This window comes from Undibacterium parvum (genome assembly GCF_003955735.1).
Lineage (GTDB): Bacteria > Pseudomonadota > Gammaproteobacteria > Burkholderiales > Burkholderiaceae_D > Undibacterium > Undibacterium parvum.
In genome coordinates, this window is the sequence record NZ_CP034464.1 from 4,072,902 (window position 1) to 4,093,154 (window position 20,253).

The 20,253-nt window shown below is 49.2% G+C and carries 18 protein-coding genes and 1 tRNA gene; 7 read left to right on the forward strand and 12 right to left on the reverse strand.

Annotated elements, in window-relative coordinates; genetic code table 11:
* Positions 1 to 15 precede the first annotated feature (15 nt).
* The 3 genes from EJN92_RS17785 to EJN92_RS17795 form a co-directional block, all read right to left on the reverse strand.
* The gene (locus EJN92_RS17785; protein WP_126129041.1) at positions 16 to 2,007 is read right to left on the reverse strand and encodes a DNA topoisomerase IV subunit B; all 1,992 of its coding nucleotides are present in this window, start codon (positions 2,005 to 2,007) and stop codon (positions 16 to 18) included.
* A gap of 217 nt (positions 2,008 to 2,224) precedes the next feature.
* On the reverse strand, positions 2,225 to 3,394 hold the full coding sequence (locus EJN92_RS17790; RefSeq protein WP_126129042.1) for a vWA domain-containing protein: 1,170 nt from the start codon (positions 3,392 to 3,394) through the stop codon (positions 2,225 to 2,227).
* A 15-nt stretch (positions 3,395 to 3,409) separates the two neighbouring features.
* Entirely contained in the window at positions 3,410 to 4,000 is a 591-nt protein-coding gene (locus tag EJN92_RS17795) for a GNAT family N-acetyltransferase (RefSeq protein WP_126129043.1), read from the reverse strand.
* A 265-nt stretch (positions 4,001 to 4,265) separates the two neighbouring features.
* Here EJN92_RS17795 and rpsT point away from each other — a divergent pair, with 265 nt between their 5' ends.
* Positions 4,266 to 4,532: a 30S ribosomal protein S20 gene (gene rpsT, locus EJN92_RS17800; RefSeq protein ID WP_126129044.1), complete on the forward strand. Its 267-nt coding sequence runs from the start codon at positions 4,266 to 4,268 to the stop codon at positions 4,530 to 4,532.
* A gap of 159 nt (positions 4,533 to 4,691) precedes the next feature.
* On the opposite strand, the gene EJN92_RS17805 is transcribed toward rpsT, so the two are convergent.
* Together EJN92_RS17805 and EJN92_RS17810 are read right to left on the reverse strand one after the other, a co-directional pair.
* Positions 4,692 to 5,144, reverse strand: a complete 453-nt coding sequence (locus EJN92_RS17805) for a DUF192 domain-containing protein (RefSeq protein WP_407701525.1) — start codon at positions 5,142 to 5,144, stop codon at positions 4,692 to 4,694.
* Positions 5,145 to 5,238: 94 nt separating this feature from the next.
* On the reverse strand, positions 5,239 to 5,793 hold the full coding sequence (locus EJN92_RS17810) for a pseudouridine synthase (protein WP_126129046.1): 555 nt from the start codon (positions 5,791 to 5,793) through the stop codon (positions 5,239 to 5,241).
* 202 nt (positions 5,794 to 5,995) lie between these two features.
* Here EJN92_RS17810 and icd point away from each other — a divergent pair, with 202 nt between their 5' ends.
* A complete protein-coding gene (gene icd, locus EJN92_RS17815; protein WP_126129047.1) occupies positions 5,996 to 7,249 on the forward strand; it encodes an NADP-dependent isocitrate dehydrogenase in 1,254 nt (417 codons plus the stop codon).
* A 96-nt stretch (positions 7,250 to 7,345) separates the two neighbouring features.
* Here icd and EJN92_RS17820 read toward each other — a convergent pair whose 3' ends face one another.
* From EJN92_RS17820 to cspE, 3 genes are all read right to left on the reverse strand, one after another.
* The gene (locus EJN92_RS17820) at positions 7,346 to 7,969 is read right to left on the reverse strand and encodes a response regulator transcription factor (RefSeq protein ID WP_126129048.1); all 624 of its coding nucleotides are present in this window, start codon (positions 7,967 to 7,969) and stop codon (positions 7,346 to 7,348) included.
* Positions 7,966 to 9,333 carry a cache domain-containing protein gene (locus EJN92_RS17825; RefSeq protein WP_126129049.1) on the reverse strand — a complete coding sequence of 456 codons (1,368 nt, stop codon included), beginning with the start codon at positions 9,331 to 9,333 and terminating at the stop codon, positions 7,966 to 7,968. The genes EJN92_RS17820 and EJN92_RS17825 overlap by 4 nt, the downstream gene beginning before the upstream one ends.
* Before the next feature lie 140 nt (positions 9,334 to 9,473).
* Positions 9,474 to 9,677: a transcription antiterminator/RNA stability regulator CspE gene (cspE, locus tag EJN92_RS17830; RefSeq protein ID WP_126129050.1), complete on the reverse strand. Its 204-nt coding sequence runs from the start codon at positions 9,675 to 9,677 to the stop codon at positions 9,474 to 9,476.
* 352 nt (positions 9,678 to 10,029) lie between these two features.
* Here cspE and clpS point away from each other — a divergent pair, with 352 nt between their 5' ends.
* Together clpS and clpA are read left to right on the forward strand one after the other, a co-directional pair.
* Positions 10,030 to 10,338, forward strand: a complete 309-nt coding sequence (gene clpS, locus EJN92_RS17835; protein WP_126129051.1) for an ATP-dependent Clp protease adapter ClpS — start codon at positions 10,030 to 10,032, stop codon at positions 10,336 to 10,338.
* Entirely contained in the window at positions 10,335 to 12,635 is a 2,301-nt protein-coding gene (gene clpA, locus EJN92_RS17840) for an ATP-dependent Clp protease ATP-binding subunit ClpA (protein ID WP_126129052.1), read from the forward strand. Before clpS ends, clpA begins: the two co-directional genes overlap by 4 nt.
* A 127-nt stretch (positions 12,636 to 12,762) precedes the next feature.
* Here clpA and EJN92_RS17845 read toward each other — a convergent pair whose 3' ends face one another.
* Entirely contained in the window at positions 12,763 to 14,118 is a 1,356-nt protein-coding gene (locus EJN92_RS17845; RefSeq protein ID WP_126129053.1) for a leucine-rich repeat-containing protein kinase family protein, read from the reverse strand.
* Positions 14,119 to 14,774: 656 nt separating this feature from the next.
* Here EJN92_RS17845 and EJN92_RS17850 point away from each other — a divergent pair.
* Entirely contained in the window at positions 14,775 to 16,784 is a 2,010-nt protein-coding gene (locus EJN92_RS17850; protein WP_126129054.1) for a BCCT family transporter, read from the forward strand.
* Positions 16,785 to 16,993: 209 nt separating this feature from the next.
* On the opposite strand, the gene EJN92_RS17855 is transcribed toward EJN92_RS17850, so the two are convergent.
* A tRNA-Pro gene (locus tag EJN92_RS17855) sits at positions 16,994 to 17,070 on the reverse strand.
* Between the two features lie 218 nt (positions 17,071 to 17,288).
* Between EJN92_RS17855 and EJN92_RS17860 the strand changes: the two genes are divergently transcribed.
* Both EJN92_RS17860 and EJN92_RS17865 read left to right on the forward strand, forming a co-directional pair.
* Positions 17,289 to 18,413: a M14 family metallopeptidase gene (locus EJN92_RS17860; protein WP_126129055.1), complete on the forward strand. Its 1,125-nt coding sequence runs from the start codon at positions 17,289 to 17,291 to the stop codon at positions 18,411 to 18,413.
* A gap of 218 nt (positions 18,414 to 18,631) precedes the next feature.
* The gene (locus tag EJN92_RS17865; RefSeq protein ID WP_126129056.1) at positions 18,632 to 19,105 is read left to right on the forward strand and encodes a CYTH domain-containing protein; all 474 of its coding nucleotides are present in this window, start codon (positions 18,632 to 18,634) and stop codon (positions 19,103 to 19,105) included.
* A gap of 118 nt (positions 19,106 to 19,223) precedes the next feature.
* Here EJN92_RS17865 and EJN92_RS17870 read toward each other — a convergent pair whose 3' ends face one another.
* Complete coding sequence (locus EJN92_RS17870) at positions 19,224 to 19,679, reverse strand: MaoC family dehydratase (protein ID WP_126129057.1); 456 nt, start codon at positions 19,677 to 19,679, stop codon at positions 19,224 to 19,226.
* A 22-nt stretch (positions 19,680 to 19,701) separates the two neighbouring features.
* A complete protein-coding gene (locus EJN92_RS17875; protein WP_126129058.1) occupies positions 19,702 to 20,226 on the reverse strand; it encodes a MaoC family dehydratase in 525 nt (174 codons plus the stop codon).
* Positions 20,227 to 20,253 lie beyond the last annotated feature (27 nt).

Sequence of the window (20,253 nt, forward strand, 5' to 3'; positions counted from 1 at the left end):
GATTTAGATATGGAATTAGATGTCGGCTTCCACTTCGTTGCCGTGTTCTTCCAGCCAGGCACGGCGGGCTGCCGCTTCGCCTTTGCCCATCAACATATTGAAGCGTGCTTCAGAAAACTCTTGATCAAACTCGCCCAGCGCCACTGGCAGGAGACGACGGGTATCCGGATTCATGGTGGTGTCCCACAATTGCACCGCATTCATTTCACCCAGACCTTTAAAGCGCGAGATCGCCCAAGCGCCTTCTTTGACGCCATCTTTACGCAATTTGTCTTCTATCGCGGTCAGTTCACCCTGGTCTAGCGCGTAGATTTTTTGCGCCGGCTTTTTGCCGCGCGCTGGCGCATCGACACGGAACAGGGGAGGGCGCGCCACACAGATATGACCGCGCGCTATCAACTGCGGAAAATGTTTGAAAAACAGCGTCAGCAACAACACTTGAATGTGCGAGCCATCGACGTCCGCATCCGACAGTATGCAGATTTTCCCGTAGCGCAGATTGGAGATGTCCGGATTGTCTTTCATGTTGTGCGGATCGACGCCGATCGCGACTGCGATGTCATGGATTTCGTTGTTGGCGAACAGGCGATCGCGCTCAGATTCCCAGGAATTTAACACTTTTCCGCGCAGCGGCAGTATCGCCTGAAATTCCTTATCACGCCCCATCTTGGCCGATCCGCCGGCTGAGTCACCTTCGACCAGAAATAATTCGTTGCGGGTGATATCGCTAGATTCGCAATCGGTCAGTTTGCCCGGCAATACGGCAACTCCGGAAGATTTTTTCTTCTCGACTTTTTGTAGTGAGCGAAGGCGGGATTGCGCTTGTTTGATGACTAGCTCAGCAAGTTTTTTGCCGTAATCAACATGCGAGTTGAGCCACAGTTCTAGCGGTGGTTTAGTGAAGCTCGATACCAATTTGACGGCGTCGCGCGAGTTCAGGCGCTCTTTGATCTGGCCCTGAAATTGCGGATCCAATACCTTAGCAGAGAGCACAAAAGAAACCCGTGCAAACACGTCTTCGGGTAATAGCTTAACGCCTTTTGGTAGCAGTGAATGCATCTCGACGAAGCCTTTGACCGCGCCATACAGACCTTCGCGCAAACCGGACTCGTGCGTGCCGCCGGCTGTGGTGGGAATCAGGTTGACGAAGGATTCGCGCACTACCGCGCCTTCTTCTGTCCATGCCACGACCCAGCTGGCGCCTTCGCCTTCGGCAAAACCATCGGTGTCGCCATTTGAGAATTGCTCGCCTTCAAACAAAGGTATCAGGGGTTCACCGTGCGAAGATTGCGCCAGCGACTCGGTCAGATAGCCTCGCAGACCCTGATCGTATTGCCAGGTCTGGCTCTCGCCGGTTTTTTCTATAGTCAGCGTGACTTTGACGCCCGGTAGTAAGACCGCCTTGGAGCGCAATAAACGCTGCAGCTCTAGTTGTGAAATATTCGGCGAATCAAAATACTTGGGGTCAGGCCAGATGCTAACGCGGGTGCCATTCTTTTTGTCGCCACGGGTCTGCGGCACGCTAGTTAAAGGCTCGATCACATCACCGTCGGCGAAAGTAAGCTTATGGATGCCGGCTTCGCGCCATACTGTGATTTCTAAGCGCTTGGAGAGGGCATTGGTGACCGATACGCCGACGCCATGCAAGCCGCCCGAAAACGCATAGGCGCCGCCTGAACCCTTGTCGAATTTTCCGCCCGCATGTAAGCGTGTGAAGACTATCTCTACGGTTGGAACTTGTTCCTCCGGATGCAGACCAACCGGAATACCGCGGCCGTCATCTTCGACAGTAATACTGCCATCGGCATTGACGGTGATGTGCATATTCTTGCAATGCCCACCCAGAGCCTCATCCGAGGCATTGTCGATCACCTCTTGAATAATGTGCAGGGGATTTTCGGTGCGGGTGTACATGCCAGGTCTTTGTTTGACCGGTTCCAGTCCCTTGAGGACACGGATGGATGATTCGCTATAGTCGGATGGGAGAGAAGTTTTTTTAGTGGCCATGCGATGAGTCTAAAAGAATTGGCAAAAATATTTTTTTAAATTATAGGGCTTAGCGACTGCTAACAAATGCAAACTGAAAAATCCAAAAAATATTTACTCAGTATGTTCAGTCCGGCATAGCGCAGTCGGTAAAATTTGCCTATTGTAGCCGTAATTGTTAGCTTTAGTTGGCTTTAGCTGATTTTATATACAGTGTATGCGCATTTGAGCGAGCGCTTTATTTGCTTAATAGACGCATGCCGCGTTCCAAACCCTCGATTGTCACTGGAAACATACGGTTATTCATAATTTGTCGTATCACCGAAACCGATTGCCGGTATTGCCATAAGCCTTCTGGCTCAGGATTGAGCCAGATGAATTTGGGAAAGCTAGAGGTGAAGCGTTGCAGCCAGGTGGCGCCAGCTTCTTCATTATTGTACTCAACCGAGCCGCCTGGTTGCAAAATTTCATAGGGACTCATGGTGGCGTCGCCGACAAAGATCACCTTGGTGTCGGGCGGGTATTTGCGCAAGACATCCCAGGTCGGAGATTTTTCCGCATGGCGGCGCTGGTTGTTCTTCCACAAATAATCGTAAACACAATTATGGAAGTAGAAAAATTCCATATTCTTAAATTCTGTTTTCGCGGCCGAAAACAACTCTTCGGTACGCGCAATATGGTCGTCCATGGTGCCGCCGACATCAAGCAGCATGAGGACCTTGATATTGTTTTTGCGCTCGGCCTGCATTTTGATATCCAGGTAGCCGGCATTATTTGCGGTCGCCTTGATCGTGGCGTCGAGGGCTAACTCTTCTTGTGCGCCAAGGCGCGCAAATTTGCGCAAACGCCGCAGTGCTACCTTGATGTTGCGTGTACCCAGTTCGCGCTCGGCATCGTAATCTTTATATGCCCTCGCTTCCCACACTTTGACCGCGGTGCGATTGCCGCCCTTGCCGCCTATGCGCACTCCCTCGGGATTGGTGCCGCCGTTGCCAAAAGGGGAGGTGCCGCCCGTGCCTATCCACTTGCTACCGCCTTCATGTCGCTCTTTTTGCTCCTTGAGTAGTTCTTGCAACCTGCCCATTAATTTGTCGTAACCGAATTTTTCCAAGGCGGCGCGCTGCTCGTCACTGAGTTCACGCAGCATGCGTTGGCTAAGCCATTCGAGCGGTATTTCGGGGTTTTTTTCAAAGATAGTTTCTATGCCTTTGAAATACAATCCGAAAGCGCGATCAAACTTATCGTAATGCGCTTCATCCTTGATCATGATGGTTCTGGAGAGGAAATAGAAATTGTCCATAGACATGCTGATCAGGCCTTTTTCCATGGCCTCTAGCAAGGTCAGAAACTCCTTGATGGAAACAGGAATTTTTGCATCTTTCAGGGTGAAGAAGAAATCGATTAGCACTTAAGGTCCTTCGAATTAAGGATATTGGTTGAGCATAAATTGCAAATTTTTCTTAACGCCCGGCCATTCATTTTGCAGGATGCTATACACCACCGTGTCGCGCACCCGCCCGTCTGGCAAAATGGTGTGATTGCGTAGCACTCCGTCGCGTTTTGCACCTAGTCGCTCGATCGCAGCCTGGGAGGCGCGATTAAACCAGTCGGTGCGAAATTCTACCGCGTTACAGGATAGCACCTCAAAGGCGTGACTTAATAAGAGCAGCTTGCACTCGGTATTGACCGCGCTTCTTTGCGCCCGTTTTGCATACCAAGTGTAGCCAATTTCCAAGCGCTTATTATTCTGGTCGATATTACAGTAGCGTGTGGAGCCTATAATTTCTCCGCTAAGCAGGCTACGTACCGCAAATGGAATCGCCTTTTCTTGTTTTTGCATTTCGAGCGCGGTGTCCAGCCATTGCTGGGTTTTCTCAAACGAGGGAACCGTAGTAAAGAATAGTTTCCACAGTTGCCCGTCATTTGCGGCAGCTTGAATGGCGCTTAAGTGATCATTTACCAATGGTTCCAGCCGCACGTGCGCCCCTGATAACGTGACTGAAGAAGGTGACATTTAAATCTCCAAAAAGAAAGCGTAAGGATTAAGTAATTAAGTTAGCGGCCTTATTTATAGTGTTATGGCATAAACTTGATGATTGTATCTGTGTCTTATACAACAGTTTAGCGGTGCTAAGAGCGTGCATTTTTACAAAAGTTCTCAGTCGCTTGCTAATGTAAATAAAAGAAGTTATACTGCAAAGCTGTAAAGAAATTATGCGGCGTGGCAATCTTGTGAGGTCACTTTGAACCCGTCGCTTTGACCACGTTTAGGAAATCTCATGGCAAATACCGCACAAGCACGCAAGCGTGCTCGTCAAGCAGTAAAACAAAACGCGCACAACTCTAGCCAGCGTTCGACTCTGCGTACAGCAATTAAAGCTGTTCGTAAGGCAATCGAAGCCGGTGACAAAGCTGCTGCAGCTGTTATCTATCAAAATTCGATCTCTACTGTAGATCGTATTGCTGATAAAAAAATCATCCACAAGAACAAAGCTGCTCGTCATAAGAGCCGTTTGTCTGCTGCGATTAAAGCATTGGCAGCTTAATAGATTTTTAAGCGAATTAGATAGGCACTGCGCCTGTTAAACGCTTGAGTTTAATCTTTAAGATGTAAAAAAGCCGCGATTTTTCGCGGCTTTTTTTTTGTTTGCTAAGACATGTAATGTGAAAGTGCGGGCGCTGATTGCATTGCCCGCAGCTTGCGATTATGGGCGTAGCGGTAATCCTTCGATTTTGCTGCCAGATTTAATATTTTTCTGCTTGAACCAACCCTGATTCATCTCCAAAGCATAGCGAACCACTTTTTTTGCGCAATGTGAGTCGGTGGTTTCAGGTTGCATATCTTCGATGTTGACAATTTTCCCCTCGGTGTCGATAAAAGCTACAGATAAAGGTATCAGAGTATTTTTCATCCACATGCAGACGCCAGCAGGTGCGCCAAAATCAAACACCATACCCTCATTGCTAGCTAGCTTGGTACGCATCATGAGACCTTGTTGGCGCTCGGCATCAGTTGCCGCAACTTCTGCATGAATCACATAAATGCCGGCAGATAATTGCACGCTCGCCGATTTGGTTTGGGCATAAGAAACTGATGTGCTGCTCAGGGCGATTGCGCTTAGCGCAATGAGTCGGGTGAAAATACTGTGCATGATCATTATTGATGTAATTAATAGTTTAAAGAGGGCGTTCGCTCGCTAGTGTACTACGCGCCATTAAATGCATGGGCTTTAAGCTAACGCAGCAATTGTGTTACTTCTGCTGCATCTGTACTTCCATCCATTCGCCTGGGAGTAGGGGGTGGCTTTCTAAAGAAAAATTCCCTATGGCACTGCGTATCAATCTAAGTGTAGGCAGGCCCGCGGCGGCCGTCATGCGTCTTACCTGACGGTTTTTTCCTTCCGATAGAATAATACAAAGCCAGCTAGTAGGTATGTCGGCTCTTTGTCGTATTGGGGGATCGCGTAACCATAGCCACTCTGGCGCATTGATATGTTTAACGATGCAGGTTTTTGTGACGAAATCGCCCAAATCTATGGGTTGGGATAATAGCTTGAGTTGCTGCGCTGTAGGTTTGCCCTCAACTTGTACTAAATAGGTTTTTGCCTGCTTGTGATCTGGATGGCTGATGCTATGCTGTAGTTGGCCGTCATCGGTCAGTAATACTAGGCCTTCACTATCTGCATCGAGTCGACCGGCGGGATAGACTCCGGGGATCTTGACGTAGTCGGCGAGTGTTGGGCGACTGGGATGGTCCGAAAATTGGCACATCACATTGTATGGTTTATTGAGTAAGATCAATTTCATTGGTGTATTGTATGAGACTTGCATAAAACGCTAGTGTCGCAAAATTATGGCATCTAGTAAAATACTAGTGCATAATGCGAAATGGTAGTCTTCTGTCTTATATAAGAGTTTATTTTTAAAGAGTTTACTCTAAAAAGTCCAGACTAGATATATTTTGAGAAAAGCGCGACCCGCTTGATCACCCGAATCTACGGAGAAAACGATGTACCAACATATTAAAGTTCCCGCTGAAGGTAAAAAAATTACCGTCAATGCTGATTATTCCCTGAATGTTCCAGATAATCCTATCATCCCTTTTATCGAAGGTGATGGTACTGGTGTTGATATTAGCCCAGTTATGATGAAGGTGGTTGATGCTGCGGTTGCCAAAGCTTATGCCGGTAAACGTAAAATTAGCTGGATGGAAATCTACGCTGGTGAAAAATCGACTAAGGTTTATGGCCCAGATGTATGGTTGCCAGAAGAAACTCTGCGTGTCTTGAAAGACTACGTTGTTTCTATCAAGGGCCCATTGACGACGCCAGTTGGCGGCGGCATACGTTCCTTGAACGTTGCATTGCGTCAAGAACTCGATTTGTATGTTTGCTTGCGCCCAGTCCGTTACTTTAAAGGCGTTCCATCGCCAGTACGTGAGCCGCATAAAACAGACATGGTGATCTTCCGTGAAAACTCAGAAGATATCTATGCAGGTATCGAATTTGCTCAAGGGTCAGAGCAAGTTAAAAAACTGATCGCTTTCCTGAAGACAGAAATGGGCGTTACTAAGATACGCTTCCCTGAAACTTCGGGTATCGGTATCAAGCCAGTTTCTATCGAAGGTACCGAGCGTCTGGTACGCAAGGCGATTCAATACGCGATCGACAATGATAAGCCTTCGGTGACTATCGTTCACAAAGGTAACATCATGAAGTACACCGAAGGTGGCTTCCGTGATTGGGCCTACGCTTTGGCACAAAAAGAATTTGGTGCTGAATTGATTGATGGCGGCCCATGGTGCAAATTTAAGAATCCTAAGACTGGTAAAGATATTATCGTTAAGGATTCTATTGCTGATGCGTTCTTGCAGCAAATCTTGTTGCGTCCAAATGAATACAGCGTCATCGCGACTCTGAATTTGAATGGCGATTACATCTCTGATGCTTTGGCAGCGCAAGTTGGTGGTATCGGTATTGCGCCTGGTGCGAATTTGTCTGATTCTATCGCGATGTTCGAAGCAACGCATGGTACTGCACCTAAATACGCTGGTAAGGATTACGTGAACCCAGGTTCATTGATCTTGTCTGCTGAAATGATGTTGCGTCACATGGGCTGGTTGGAAGCGGCTGACTTGTTGATTTCATCGACAGAAAAAGCCATCACAGTTAAAAAAGTGACTTACGATTTCGCACGCTTGATGGAAGGCGCTACTCAGGTTTCTTGCTCGGGTTTCGGCGATGTCATGATAGAAAACATGTAATTAATTTTATGGGAAGCTTGGCTTCCTTTGGAATTAAAAAAGCCGATTTCAGTCAAATGGAATCGGCTTTTTTTATCTCGTCTTAATTTTTCGGGTTTACAGTCGCACTTGACTGAGCGCATAGCGTATCAGGTCTGCCTGGCCGTCAATATTTAGTTTTCGCTTGATATTGAGCCTGTGTGTTTCTACTGTCCTCACGCTTAGGTCCAACTCTCTGGCGATGTGCTTGTTCGACTTTCCGGTGGCAATACTTTCTAAGATACATTGCTCTCTCATTGTGAGGGGGGAGCTAGACTTGAATGAGCTTTCTTCGGGTTTTAATCCTGAACTAAAGTAGCTGACGCCGGCCGCCACGCTATTGATGGCCTTAATGATCTCCTCGGCCGGTGCGTCTTTTAAGACATAGCCCTTGGCGCCAGCTTCGATGGCCTGAGTTACATATTCGGCTCTGTCGTGCATGGATAAAATTACCACGGATATCTGCGGATGCTGCTTAAGTAGTTCGGCGGTTAATTGAATCCCGCTGGAACGACCTAAATTAATATCCATTAATATCAAATCTATAGGCATTGATAATGCCAGTTGCAAGGCATCCTCTTGGTTACCGGCTTCGCCTACAACCTCGAAGTGCTCTATGCTTTCTAGTCTGGCCTTGAGTCCATCGCGCACTAGTGGGTGGTCGTCTACCAGTAATAGTTTGATTTTGCTAGGGAGCTTCATAAGACTTCTTTGAAATAAATGTTTGCGTTGACCTGAGTGCCGTCAGCGCTAGACTGTACTACGAGTTGGCCGTTGATTGCGGCTAAACGCTCGCGCATATTGCTTAAACCTATGCCGCGCTTAGGATGTTTGATGATACTGGCAAGATCGAAGCCGCCGCCGTTGTCGGTGATGCTGAGCGTCGCTTGGCGTTGATCGCAGCTTAAGCTGATCCTTACCAGACTGGCATTTTTGGCGTGCTTGTGAATATTCGTCAGTGCTTCTTGTGCCACCCTATACAGTGCCGTATTGCTCGCTTCACTCAAAAAAGTGAAATCACCAAGCGATTCAAATTGCATGGCAATTTTGCTGATGCTTTCAAATTCTTGGGCGAGATGCTTAAACGCAGCCACCAAGCCAAGATCGTCTAATAAGGCAGGGCGCAAGTCGTGCGAGATTCTGCGTACTTCGCCGAGCGCATCGTTAATTTGCAGCGTGGCACGAGTAAATGCCAGGTGCGCCGGATCGGGAGTCGATATTTTTGCTCCTAATTTGGCTAAGCCAGACTCTATCTGTAGTTTTATCGAGACCAGTAACTGGCTCAATCCATCGTGTAAGTCTCTCGATAAACGGGCTCGTTCATCTTCTTGCGAGCGCACTACACTCTGTGCCAGCACTTTTAGCTTGGCTTCCGCTAGTCTAGATTCGCTGATGTTCAAGGCTAGGCCGGACAGTGCAATCAAGATCGCGCTGGCGATGGTGATGCCGGCTATCCAGAACATAGTGCGGTGGATGTTGCTGGCAACTTGCACGTCTATTAGATTTAACGCTGTATCTACATCGTCTAAATAAATACCGGTACCCAGCACCCAACCCCAGCGTTCTAGTTTAATCACGTAGCCTAATTTGGGGACGACTTTCTTTGTCGATGGTTTTTCCCATAAATAGCGGATCGCACCGCCGCCAGCGTGGGCCCTGCCGATTAATTCCTGTATCGTGAAGTTGCCGTTAGGGTCGACCATGTCCCATAGGTTTTTTTCAACCAGATCGGGTCGACGCGGGTGCATCAGGTTTTTTCCCTGCAAATCATAGACGTAAAAGTAGCCATCATCACCAAAGGCGAGGGTAGCGAGGATTTTTTTTGCCTCCACTTGTAGTGCTGCATTTTGTTGCTTTGCATTGTATAAATGGGCGATAGAGGCGCTACCCATGGAAACATAATGCATTAATTCGGCTTCTTTACTTGCTAGATAAGCCTGCTCTATCGTGTCGCGCTGCTGCTGCGCCAGAAGTGTTGCTTGATAAAATACCGCGATTGCAATGCCTGTGAAAGACAGTAGCAGGGGCGTAATCGCAAACAGGATAATTTTAGAGCGTAATTTCATTAATTTTGGTGTGCTGCAAAAAAAGCTTAGCCGAATTGTAAGTACACTTAAGATATCTGCAAAGCGAAATTTTGCTTAAATTTAACGAAAAAAAGCCCCGCGATAGCGGGGCTTTTTATAACAAAACCTGATCGATGAGATTAAGGATTTTGGATGTTAGAAGCTTGCTTGCCTTTAGGGCCTTGCGTTACTTCGAACTGAACTTTTTGACCTTCTTTGAGCGTCTTAAAGCCGTTCATCTGGATTGCGGAAAAATGTGCGAATAAATCTTCGCCGCCGTCATCCGGAGTAATAAAGCCGAAGCCTTTGGAGTCATTGAACCACTTTACGGTACCTGTTGCCATAATGCATCTTTCGAATATAAACTAATCACACGAGCCGTAAAAGCAAGAAACCTAGCAAATTGCTACCTCTCCCTTCATTGCTCACTTCATATTGACAATAAATTACGGAAACTTGTCAATAAATATCATTCTTGGCGGAATGAAAACTAAAGTCAAGTTTAGTTTGCGGGTATTTGCTGGGACATCTATTACTGTTGTATTTTTACTTAATGATAAGACTTGATCTCTGGGTTTTAGGCTCCATCTGCGGAAAATGAAGAAAACGCGTAACATTTGAAAAGAGATCAAATTATGCTTCTTTTATTCGTTTAATATTTGCCTCTCGATTGAATCAACGTACTAGAATAGACGTATGGGAAACAAGCACGAAAACAGTACGATACTGGAACGGCAGGCACAGAAGCTTAAGCCGCCTTCCATGTTTCTGGTGGCACTGCTCAATGATGACTACACACCTATGGAGTTTGTGGTGGCCATCATTCAGGAGTACTTTAACAAAGATAGAGAAACCGCGATGCAAATCATGCTCAAAGTACATAGAGATGGCAAGGGCGTCTGTGGGACCTATTCCAAAGATATTGCCTTGACTAAAGTCGAGTTGGTTTTAACGCACGCCCGTAAAGCAGGGCACCCCCTGCAATGTGTGATGGAGGAAGTATGATTGCGCAAGAATTAGAAGTGAGTCTGCATATGGCCTTTGTTGAGGCCAGGCAGGCACGGTATGAATTTATCACGGTTGAGCATTTATTACTGGCTCTACTGGATAATCCTTCTGCCGCTGAAGTCATGCGCGCTTGCGCGGTGAATATTGAAGATCTGCGCAAATTGCTGGGTAATTTTATTAGCGATAACACGCCGACGGTGCAAGGTACTGGCGAGGTTGATACCCAGCCAACCTTGGGCTTCCAGCGTGTCATTCAGCGCGCCATCATGCACGTGCAGTCGGCCTCAAACGGTAAAAAAGAAGTGACAGGCGCCAACGTGCTGGTCGCCATCTTTGGCGAAAAAGACTCGCATGCGGTGTATTACTTGCATCAGCAAGGCGTGACGCGCCTGGATGTGGTGAACTTCATCTCGCACGGCGTGCGCAAAGATAATTTGAACGAGCCGCAAAAATCGGTCGATGGTGTCGATGACGCGCAAGCTGAAACGCAGGCCAAAGAAAGCCCGCTCGATCAATTTACGCAAAACTTAAATAAAGCGGCGGCCGAAGGGCGTATCGATCCATTAATTGGTCGCGACAGCGAAGTTGAGCGCGTGATACAGATACTGTGCCGGCGCCGTAAAAATAATCCTTTGCTGGTCGGCGAGGCTGGCGTTGGTAAGACTGCCATTGCCGAAGGCTTGGCGTGGAGAATTACGCAAAATGCAGTGCCCGATATTTTGCAAGAATCGATCGTGTATTCTCTCGACATGGGTGCCTTGTTAGCTGGCACCAAATATCGCGGTGATTTTGAGTTGCGCTTAAAAGGTGTCTTGAAGCAGCTTAAAGACACGCCTAACGGCATTTTGTTTATCGATGAGATCCATACCATCATTGGCGCGGGTTCGGCTTCTGGCGGCACCCTGGATGCCTCCAATCTCTTGAAGCCGGCACTGTCGAATGGTCAGCTCAAATGCATAGGAGCGACGACTTACACCGAATACCGCGGTGTGTTTGAAAAAGATCACGCTTTGGCACGTCGTTTCCAAAAAATTGATGTCAATGAGCCGACCATAGAGCAAACCGTGCAGATTTTGCGTGGCTTGAAGTCTAAGTTCGAAGAGCATCACAACGTCAAATACACGGCTTCGGCTTTGACTACCGCTGCTGAATTGTCGGCGCGCTTTATTAATGACCGGCATTTGCCAGATAAAGCGATTGATGTGATCGATGAGGCTGGTGCTGCTCAGCGGATTTTGCCTAAGTCCAAGCAAAAGAAAACGATCGGTAAAGCAGATATTGAAGACATCATCGCTAAGATCGCCCGTATCCCGCCACAAACGGTGAATCAGGATGATCGCAGCAAGTTGCAGACCATCGATAGAGATCTCAAGAACGTCGTATTTGGACAAGAGCCTGCGATTGAAGCGCTGGCTTCCTCGATCAAGATGGCGCGTGCCGGTTTGGGTAAAACCGATAAGCCAATCGGTTCCTTCTTGTTCTCCGGTCCTACCGGCGTCGGCAAAACCGAGGTCGCCAAGCAATTGGCCTTTACCTTAGGAATAGAGCTGATACGCTTCGATATGTCGGAATACATGGAACGTCATGCGGTCAGTCGGCTGATCGGTGCGCCACCAGGCTATGTTGGCTTTGATCAGGGTGGTTTATTGACCGAGGCAATTAACAAGAAACCGCATGCGGTTCTGTTACTCGATGAGATAGAAAAAGCGCATCCAGATGTCTTCAATATCTTGTTGCAAGTGATGGATCACGGCACTCTGACCGATAATAATGGTCGCAAGGCGGATTTCCGCAACGTCATCATCATTATGACCACCAACGCCGGTGCTGAAAGTCTGCAAAAACGTTCTATCGGTTTCAATAGCAATAAAGAAGCTGGCGATGAGATGATCGATATCAAGCGCATGTTTACGCCTGAATTCCGCAATCGTCTCGATGCCATTATCAGTTTCCGTGCCTTGGATGAAGAGATTATTCTGCGGGTAGTCGACAAGTTCCTGATGCAGCTAGAAGAGCAGCTGCATGAGAAAAAAGTCGAAGCAACCTTTACCGATAATCTGCGTAAGTTCCTCGGTAAAAAAGGCTTTGATCCATTGATGGGTGCCAGACCGATGGCACGCCTGATCCAGGACATGATACGCAAGGCCTTGGCGGACGAACTCTTGTTCGGTAAATTAGTCAGTGGCGGTCGGGTCGTGGTCGATCTGGATGAAAAAGATCAGGTGAAGCTAGAGTTCTCGGAAGGGGATGCAGTTCCGCCCGAAGCTTCACAAGAAGTAGTTGAAGTGGAATAAATTTGAGTTTGAGTCTGAATTTGAGTCTATTTTTACTTTAAAAAAAGCCCGAAGCTAGCTTCGGGCTTTTTTATGGGCTGAGGTCCGTGCAAGCCAAATGCAAACCAAATGCAAACCAAATACACGTTTAAGCGCGTAAGTCCGATAAGGTTAGCGCTATCTCTGCGAACAAGGGACGCTGCCCGCAATCTTCAAGCGCGCAGCGCGCCTGCAGTGTACGCAAGCTGAGCAGGCAGTCTTGTTGTGTCGGTCCATGCACGCAGCGATCTATTAATTCCTCCAGCAAGCAGGCGAAGGCGCGCACTTCCAGGCGCTGCAATGCCTGCGCATTGACGACTTCGTCCAGTGCGAAGAACGAGGCCGCGCCAAAATCCCCCAACAGAGAGTCGCCTTGCGGATTACGCAAAATATTGTGACCGTACAAATCCCCATGCAGTATCCCGCGGGCATGCAGATGGCTAACCGCCGCAGCAATGCCGGTTGCAATGCGCAAGGCAGTCTCTAGTGTGAATTGGGTGTCGCTGGCATAGACGTCGCGCGTACACGAGGCCAGGCTAGGCGGCCCGGCCAGATTTTGGTAACTAGGATCTATCAACTGCATCACCAAGCCAGCGCTGCGCTCCGGATGTCCAGCTACCTGACCGGCGACAGCGATCAGATTCGGATGGCTACCGGCGCTCATGCAGGCTGCCATCTCGCACTCTGGCAAGCCATCACTGGTCACCGCGCTCTTGAATAATTTGACCGCCACTTGCTGCTCCAGCGCGGGGTCTGAATTCGTTTGACTATTTTGCTGACGCCAGGTCGCCTGATGGATCACGCCTGAAGCACCTTGCCCCAGTTCTTGATGCAGACTCAGACTATCCCAGTCTATCTGCTTGAATTGCCCCGCCTCACGTTGCAAGACTATCGCCTCAGCCACATCGCAGACCGGATTATCGGCATACGCCAGCCATGCTAGTTTTGGCAGGCGCAGTAACCAATCGGGCAAAGTGCTAAAACGATTTGAGGCGATGCGCAGTAATTCGAGTGCGCTGCAGTTTGCCAACTGCTCCGGCAGCTGCTGCAGCTGATTACCGGATAGCATGAGTTTTTGCATTTGTCTGCAATCGCCTAACTCGGCCGGTAGGCTACGCAAGGCGTTGTCAGTCAAGATTAACCAGCGCAGCGCAGGCGTCAATGCCGCAGGCGGCAGCTCGATAATTTGATTGGCCTTAAACCCTATCATGCTCAAACGTGGACACTCGCCCAGCACTTCCGGCACATGAGTAAATCGATTCTCTGAGCAAAACAGCACGCGCAGCTGATGCAGTCTGGAGAAATCCGGCGGCAAGTTAGTCAAGGCATTACCAGACAGGTTTAAAACTTCCAGCGTGTCGGCCAGCTGGTAAATTTCGAGCGGAAACTCAGTCAGGTCGCAAGCTAAATCTAGCCGCTGTAGGCCATGTAACTGACCGCTGCGAAGTTGCGCAAGTGTATTCATAAAAATAGTAAATGGTGATAGCCCACGAAAAAGTGTGTAAGCCAGAAGCGCAGGCATTGTACAGGGCAATGCCGCCAGTGCGCATATTCCATGCGGGCTGCAGGCCAGGCAGGCTGCACAGGCATATGCTACGCGGCTCTGCGGGCAGGCAGGCTGGAGCGGTGCATGGAACTAGCGGCACGCGCTTTTGCTTGCTTCAGTATGCTGCGCGCTCGATGCTGTCTAATCGCCGGATGAAGGCAATCAGTGCCTAAGCGATTTGTGCGCTAGTTCCCAGCCGAATGCGCAATTTTTTAACGTGTCCGGTACGCGGATCTGGTTTCTAAATCAGGCCTCAGTGAGTAATCGATAGGCGCCAAAATTTAGCCCAGCGTATATTCGACGTAAGCCTATCAAAACACGGCAAAAATCATATACTCCCCCATTTTTTAAATAAAACACGGCATCCGCGCATATAGCATATGGGCGTTAAAAAACACTGGAGGGGAGTATGCTGAAGGGTGAGAGTGGAGTTCTAGCTCGCCGGAGTTGGCAGTGCAGCGCGAGAGCCAGCTTAGGCAAGTCGCTATCAGTTGCTGACATCAATGCCAATTTGGGCTTGGTCAAGCTAGGTCCAGGTGTTAAGGTGTTGCTTCTGATTTCAAAAGGAGCTGCGGATGACGCTGTCCACTCTATCCAGGCAAACTACTTTTTGTTGGCCAGTTGTCTTGCCGAGTATGGCGCTGGTGCTGGCCTTACTACTATTTTCAATTTTTTTTCCTAACGACACCGAGCAGTTTTTTAGCATCAGTAAAGCCTGGATCACGCAGTATTTTTCCTGGTTTTATAGCTTGGTGGTCGCCGTGTTCGTGATTTTTTTGCTGGGCATTGCACTCAGTCGTTATGGGGCAATTCGGCTCGGCCCTGATGATGCTGAGCCAGAGTTTAAGTTTTCTTCCTGGATCGCTATGTTGTTTGCGGCAGGTATGGGGGTAGGGCTGATGTATTTCGCGGTTGGTGAGCCGATACAGCACTTGATTGCGCCACCCACCGCGGCTGTGAATACGCCAGCCGCTGCGCGCGAGGCGATGCTAGTGACCTTCTTTCATTGGGGCATACATGCTTGGGCGATTTATGGCGTAGTCGGCTTGGCGCTGGCGTATTTTGGTTTTCGCTATAACTTGCCGCTGACGATACGTTCAGGTTTGTATCCGATTTTAAAAAATAAAATCAATGGCCCGTGGGGGCATGCGGTGGATGTGTTTGCGCTATGCGGCACCATATTCGGAATAGCCACCACCTTGGGGTATGGCGTGATGCAATTGTCGGCCGGTTTAAGCCATGTCAGTGGCTGGGATTTTTCTGGCATACAGACGCATTTGGGTCTGATTGCCGGCGTGGTGATACTGGCCGGCGTATCGGCGGCATCCGGGGTGGGCAAGGGCGTACGGATACTGAGCGAAGTAAATTTACTGCTAGCGATACTGCTGATGGCGTTTGTCTTGATTGCCGGCCCCACTTTGTATTTGCTTGGCGCGTTCAATGAAAATATCGGTAATTATCTCGCCCATATTGTCCAATTGAGTTTTCGTAATTTTACTTACGAGCCGGCTAATTCTGCGGGGTGGTACCAGGCGTGGACGATACTGTACTGGGCTTGGTGGATTTCTTGGGCACCGTTTGTCGGGATGTTTATTGCGCGTATTTCGCGCGGACGTAGCATCCGTGAATTTATTATTGGCGTGCTCTTGATACCAGCGACGTTTAATTTTTTATGGATGACAGTGTTTGGTAATGCCGCAATTTGGATCGACACCCATGTGGCAATGGGGGCGCTCAGCGCAGCTGCTGGCAATGTCGATGCCTTGCTGTTTACTTTCTTAGATTATCTACCGTTTGCGGGTTTAAGTTCGGCCCTGGCGCTGAGCTTGATTACGATTTTCTTCGTCACTTCGGCCGATTCGGGGGCGATGGTGATTGATAATATCGCCAGCCGTGGCAAGCCCAATTCACCGGTGTGGCAACGTCTATTTTGGGCGCTAGTGCTGGGAGTGGTGGCTGGGTGCTTGCTGACCGCGGGTGGCCTCAAAGCCTTGCAGGCGATGACGATCGTGGCAGCATTGCCGTTTGCGGTGGTGATGTTGCTGCTCTGTGTGGGGTTACTGAAAGGCTTGCGCGCCGATGAGCTGCATGCGCGACAAAAGCTGTCGCACGCCAGTAATTTCTGGACCGGCCAACTGTGGCAGCGGCGCTTAGCGCAAATTCTTTGCCAGCCCAGCCAACTCGACGTGCATGCTTTTATTGCCGACACGGTGCAGCCTGCGATGGAAAAAATTAGCCAGGAGCTGTTGAACCGCGGTGTTGCCGCAAAAGTAGTCAGGCTTAGTGAGGATAAAATCCAGCTCGAAGTGCTACAAAATCAACTGCGTGGTTTTGTGTATGGTGTCGCCTGCCAACAGAAAGCCGTGCCTGATTTTGCTTTGGCGAATTCGGTATTGCCAAGCTCAGAGCAAGCCAAAACCTTTGAACCGACCACCTATTTCACCGATGGCCGTAGAGGATATGACGTGCAATATCTCACTGAAAACGAAATGCTGGCGGATATTTTAAAACAGTATGAAAGGCACTTGAGCTTGTCGCTCAATGCCGATGCCGCCTTATTGCAGCACGCGCCAGCGCATCGCTAGTGTGCAGTGCGTGCTGTTAAAATTGAGGATGTTTCGTAACTGTTCTGTCAGCAATGAAAACGCCCTCGCCCACTGGCGGGAGAGGGCTGAATAGTAACTTCTGTGGACGTAATTGATGCGAGTTTAGGAAAATCCGGGCACATGCCGGGCACGGAGTCCGAAAATAAAAAAGGACTCACAGCGTAAAAACTGTAAGTCCTTGATTTAATTGGTCGGGACGGAAGGATTCGAACCTTCGACCCCGTGCACCCCATGCACGTACGCTACCAGGCTGCGCTACGCCCCGACTCTGAGCCAAAAATTATAGACTATAAGTTGTAATTTATCCATAAAAATTGCGTTTTGGGACTTGCTCAAAATAAATATGAAAACATTTGCGCTTTTATTGTGCGTATTTTGAATAAAATATTTTCATATTTTGCCGATTACTGTGACAATGTGCGGGCTATGCTGGCATCTGGGTTGTCGGCATTTTTCTATAGGTTGGCTATTTAGGGGCAAGATATGAGTATCAAAATTAGTCAGAACTTCGACGCTGGTGCGATCGAGGTCGTGCGTGCTGAGCATGCGGCGGAGATCAGTTTAAATTTGCGTAAAGATAGTCACGCCGATATCGCGCAATGGTTTTATTTTCGCTTGCAAGGCGCGCGTGACCAGGCCACGGTGATCAGTATCTTAAATGCCGGTGAGGCGACTTATGCCAAAGGCTGGGAAGGCTATAGCGCGGTTGCCAGTTATGACCGCGAGACCTGGTTTAGAGTCGATACCGAGTTTGACGGTAAGGTGATGACTATCCATCACGAGCCTGAATTTGATAGCGTGTATTACGCCTATTTTGAGCCGTATAGCTGGGAACGCCATCTGTCTTTGCTCGGTAGCGTAGAGCAAACCGGCTTGGCGCGTGTGTTGGATTTGGGTAGCACCGTCGACGGTCGTGATCTCAATGTGGTGGTGGTCGGTAATCCTGAAGCTGAGAAAAAAGTCTGGATTATCGCCCGTCAGCATCCCGGTGAGACCATGGCTGAATGGTTGGTTGAGGGCACGTTGAACGCCTTGCTCGATCCGGCCAATCCGCTTGCCCGCAGTATTCTGGATAAAGCGGTGCTGTACATCGTGCCGAATATGAATCCCGATGGTTCTGTGCGCGGTAATTTGCGCACCAACGCGGCTGGTGCCAACCTCAATCGCGAATGGATGACCCCTTCAATTGCGACTAGCCCTGAAGTGTATTACGTGAAGAAAAAAATCGAAGAAACCGGTTGCGATCTGTTTTTAGATATTCATGGCGATGAGGCTTTGCCGTATGTGTTTGTGGCCGGTAGCGAGATGTTGAAAGGCTTTAGCGACACGCAGATGCAAGAGCAGCAAGCGTTTGTCGATAGTTTTGTCGCCGCTAGCCCAGATTTTCAGACTAAATTTGGCTATGAGGCCAGCAAGTACAATGACGATGTGCTGACCCTGGCATCGAAATACGTAGGTCATCATTACAAGTGTGTATCGCTGACACTGGAGTTGCCATTCAAGGATAATGCTAACTTGCCAGATCTGGAAGTCGGTTGGGACGGTGCGCGTAGTATGAAATTGGGCGAGGCAATGTTGCAGCCAATTTTGACTGCTTTGAATAAGTAGGGAATTGGTAAATGTTCAGCCCCCTGTAAGCAAAGTTTTTTAGCGCACAGCCAAAGCTGAAAATCGTCATTCCCGTGAAGGCGGGAATCTAGAATTGAGATGCATGGTGCTTAATTCCGGATGCCGGATCAAGTCCGGCATGACGATGCGGGGTATTTGTGGCGGGTCTATAAGAGGCTCAATAGTTACCGAAATTGAGTTATTAAGTAAGGGTGAGCATGGGCGTAGAAATAGAGCGTAAGTTTTTGGTCTTGGGCGATGAGTGGAAAGAACAAGGGCAGGGCGTGCGTATGCGCCAGGGCTATATTTGTTCTGATGCGGGTCGCGTCGTCCGTGTGCGCATCGAGGGCGAGCGCGCCATGCTCACCATCAAAGGTGAAACCGAGGGTATCTCGCGCAGCGAATGGGAGTATCCCATCCCTGTGCCGGACGCGCAGCAATTGCTAGAGACTATGTGCGAAAAACCTTTGATAGAAAAGACGCGCAGACGGATAGACTTTGGCGGTTTTGTCTGGGAAGTTGATGAGTTTTTTGGTGAGAATGCGGGGCTGGTCGTGGCGGAGATTGAGCTTGCCTCGGAGTCGCAAGAGTTCACTAAGCCAGACTGGGTTGGGGCAGAAGTAAGCCACGATAGACGCTACGCCAATGCCAATTTGTTCAAGCATCCTTACTGTCGCTGGGATAAAGCGTAAGCGGCGCAGCACTATTCAAATATCGATAGGCCGGTAGCGCATATTCCATGCGGCTCTCCGGCCTGCCTGGCCTGCAGCCCGCATGGGATATGCGCGCTGGCGTGCCTGCTCAAAAAAATCACTCATAAATTCTAGCGATCGATACTGCCACGCAGACCGGTTTGTCGCCGCCTTCGCGCTCGACGCTGATTTCCCAGCTCATTTGCGCACCATCAGTGATTTCCTCCACCGAGAGTAATTTCAAGTGTCCGCGCAACTTGCTACCCACCGGTACCGGGGCTGGGAAGCGTACTTTGTTGAGCCCGTAATTGACGCCCATCTTGATGTAGCTGATGTGGATGGCATTTTGCATCAGCATAGGCAGCAGTGATAAAGTCAAAAAACCGTGCGCGATCGGTGTGCCAAAAGGCGATTCACGCTTGGCGCGCTCCACGTCTATGTGTATCCATTGCATGTCACCAGTGGCCTCGGCGAAGGTGTTGATACGTTGCTGGGATATTTCTATCCAGTCCGATACCGCCACCTCTTGCCCTACCAAGGATGTGAGTTCTGCCAGGCTATGTATTTCACGCATGCTGCACTCCTCAATGTTGGATTTATGCTGGACGACGGCCAAACATGCCCATGCCTTTGATGGTGCAGACCAGCTTGCCATCCTGATTGACTGCGCGCCACATGGTAAACACCACGCCTCTATCGAGCTTGGAGCTGGAGGGGCGGCTGTCTAGCGTCTCGGCGCTGATGCTTAAAGTGTCGCCCGGGCGCACCGGTAAGATCCAGCGTACCTCGTCGACGCCGGGTGAACCCATGCTAGTTGATTCGTTTAAGAAGCCATCGACCACCATGCGCATGATCATGCTGCAGGTGTGCCAGCCGCTGGCGATGACGCCGCCAAAGATGGAGTCAGAGGCGGCTTCTGTATCGATGTGGAAGGGCTGCGGATCAAACGCGGTGGCGAAAGTGATGATCTCAGCTTCGCTCACTTGGCGCTGACCTAGTTCTATGACATGGCCGGGGATGAAGTCTTCAAAGTACCACTTATAGATTTTTGCGGGTTTTGCTGGTTTTGCTGGTTTTACCGGTTTTGCGAGATTTTCTGAAACTGCTGGATGGGTAGCCATGCCTTACTCCTGAAACAAAAAGCGAAA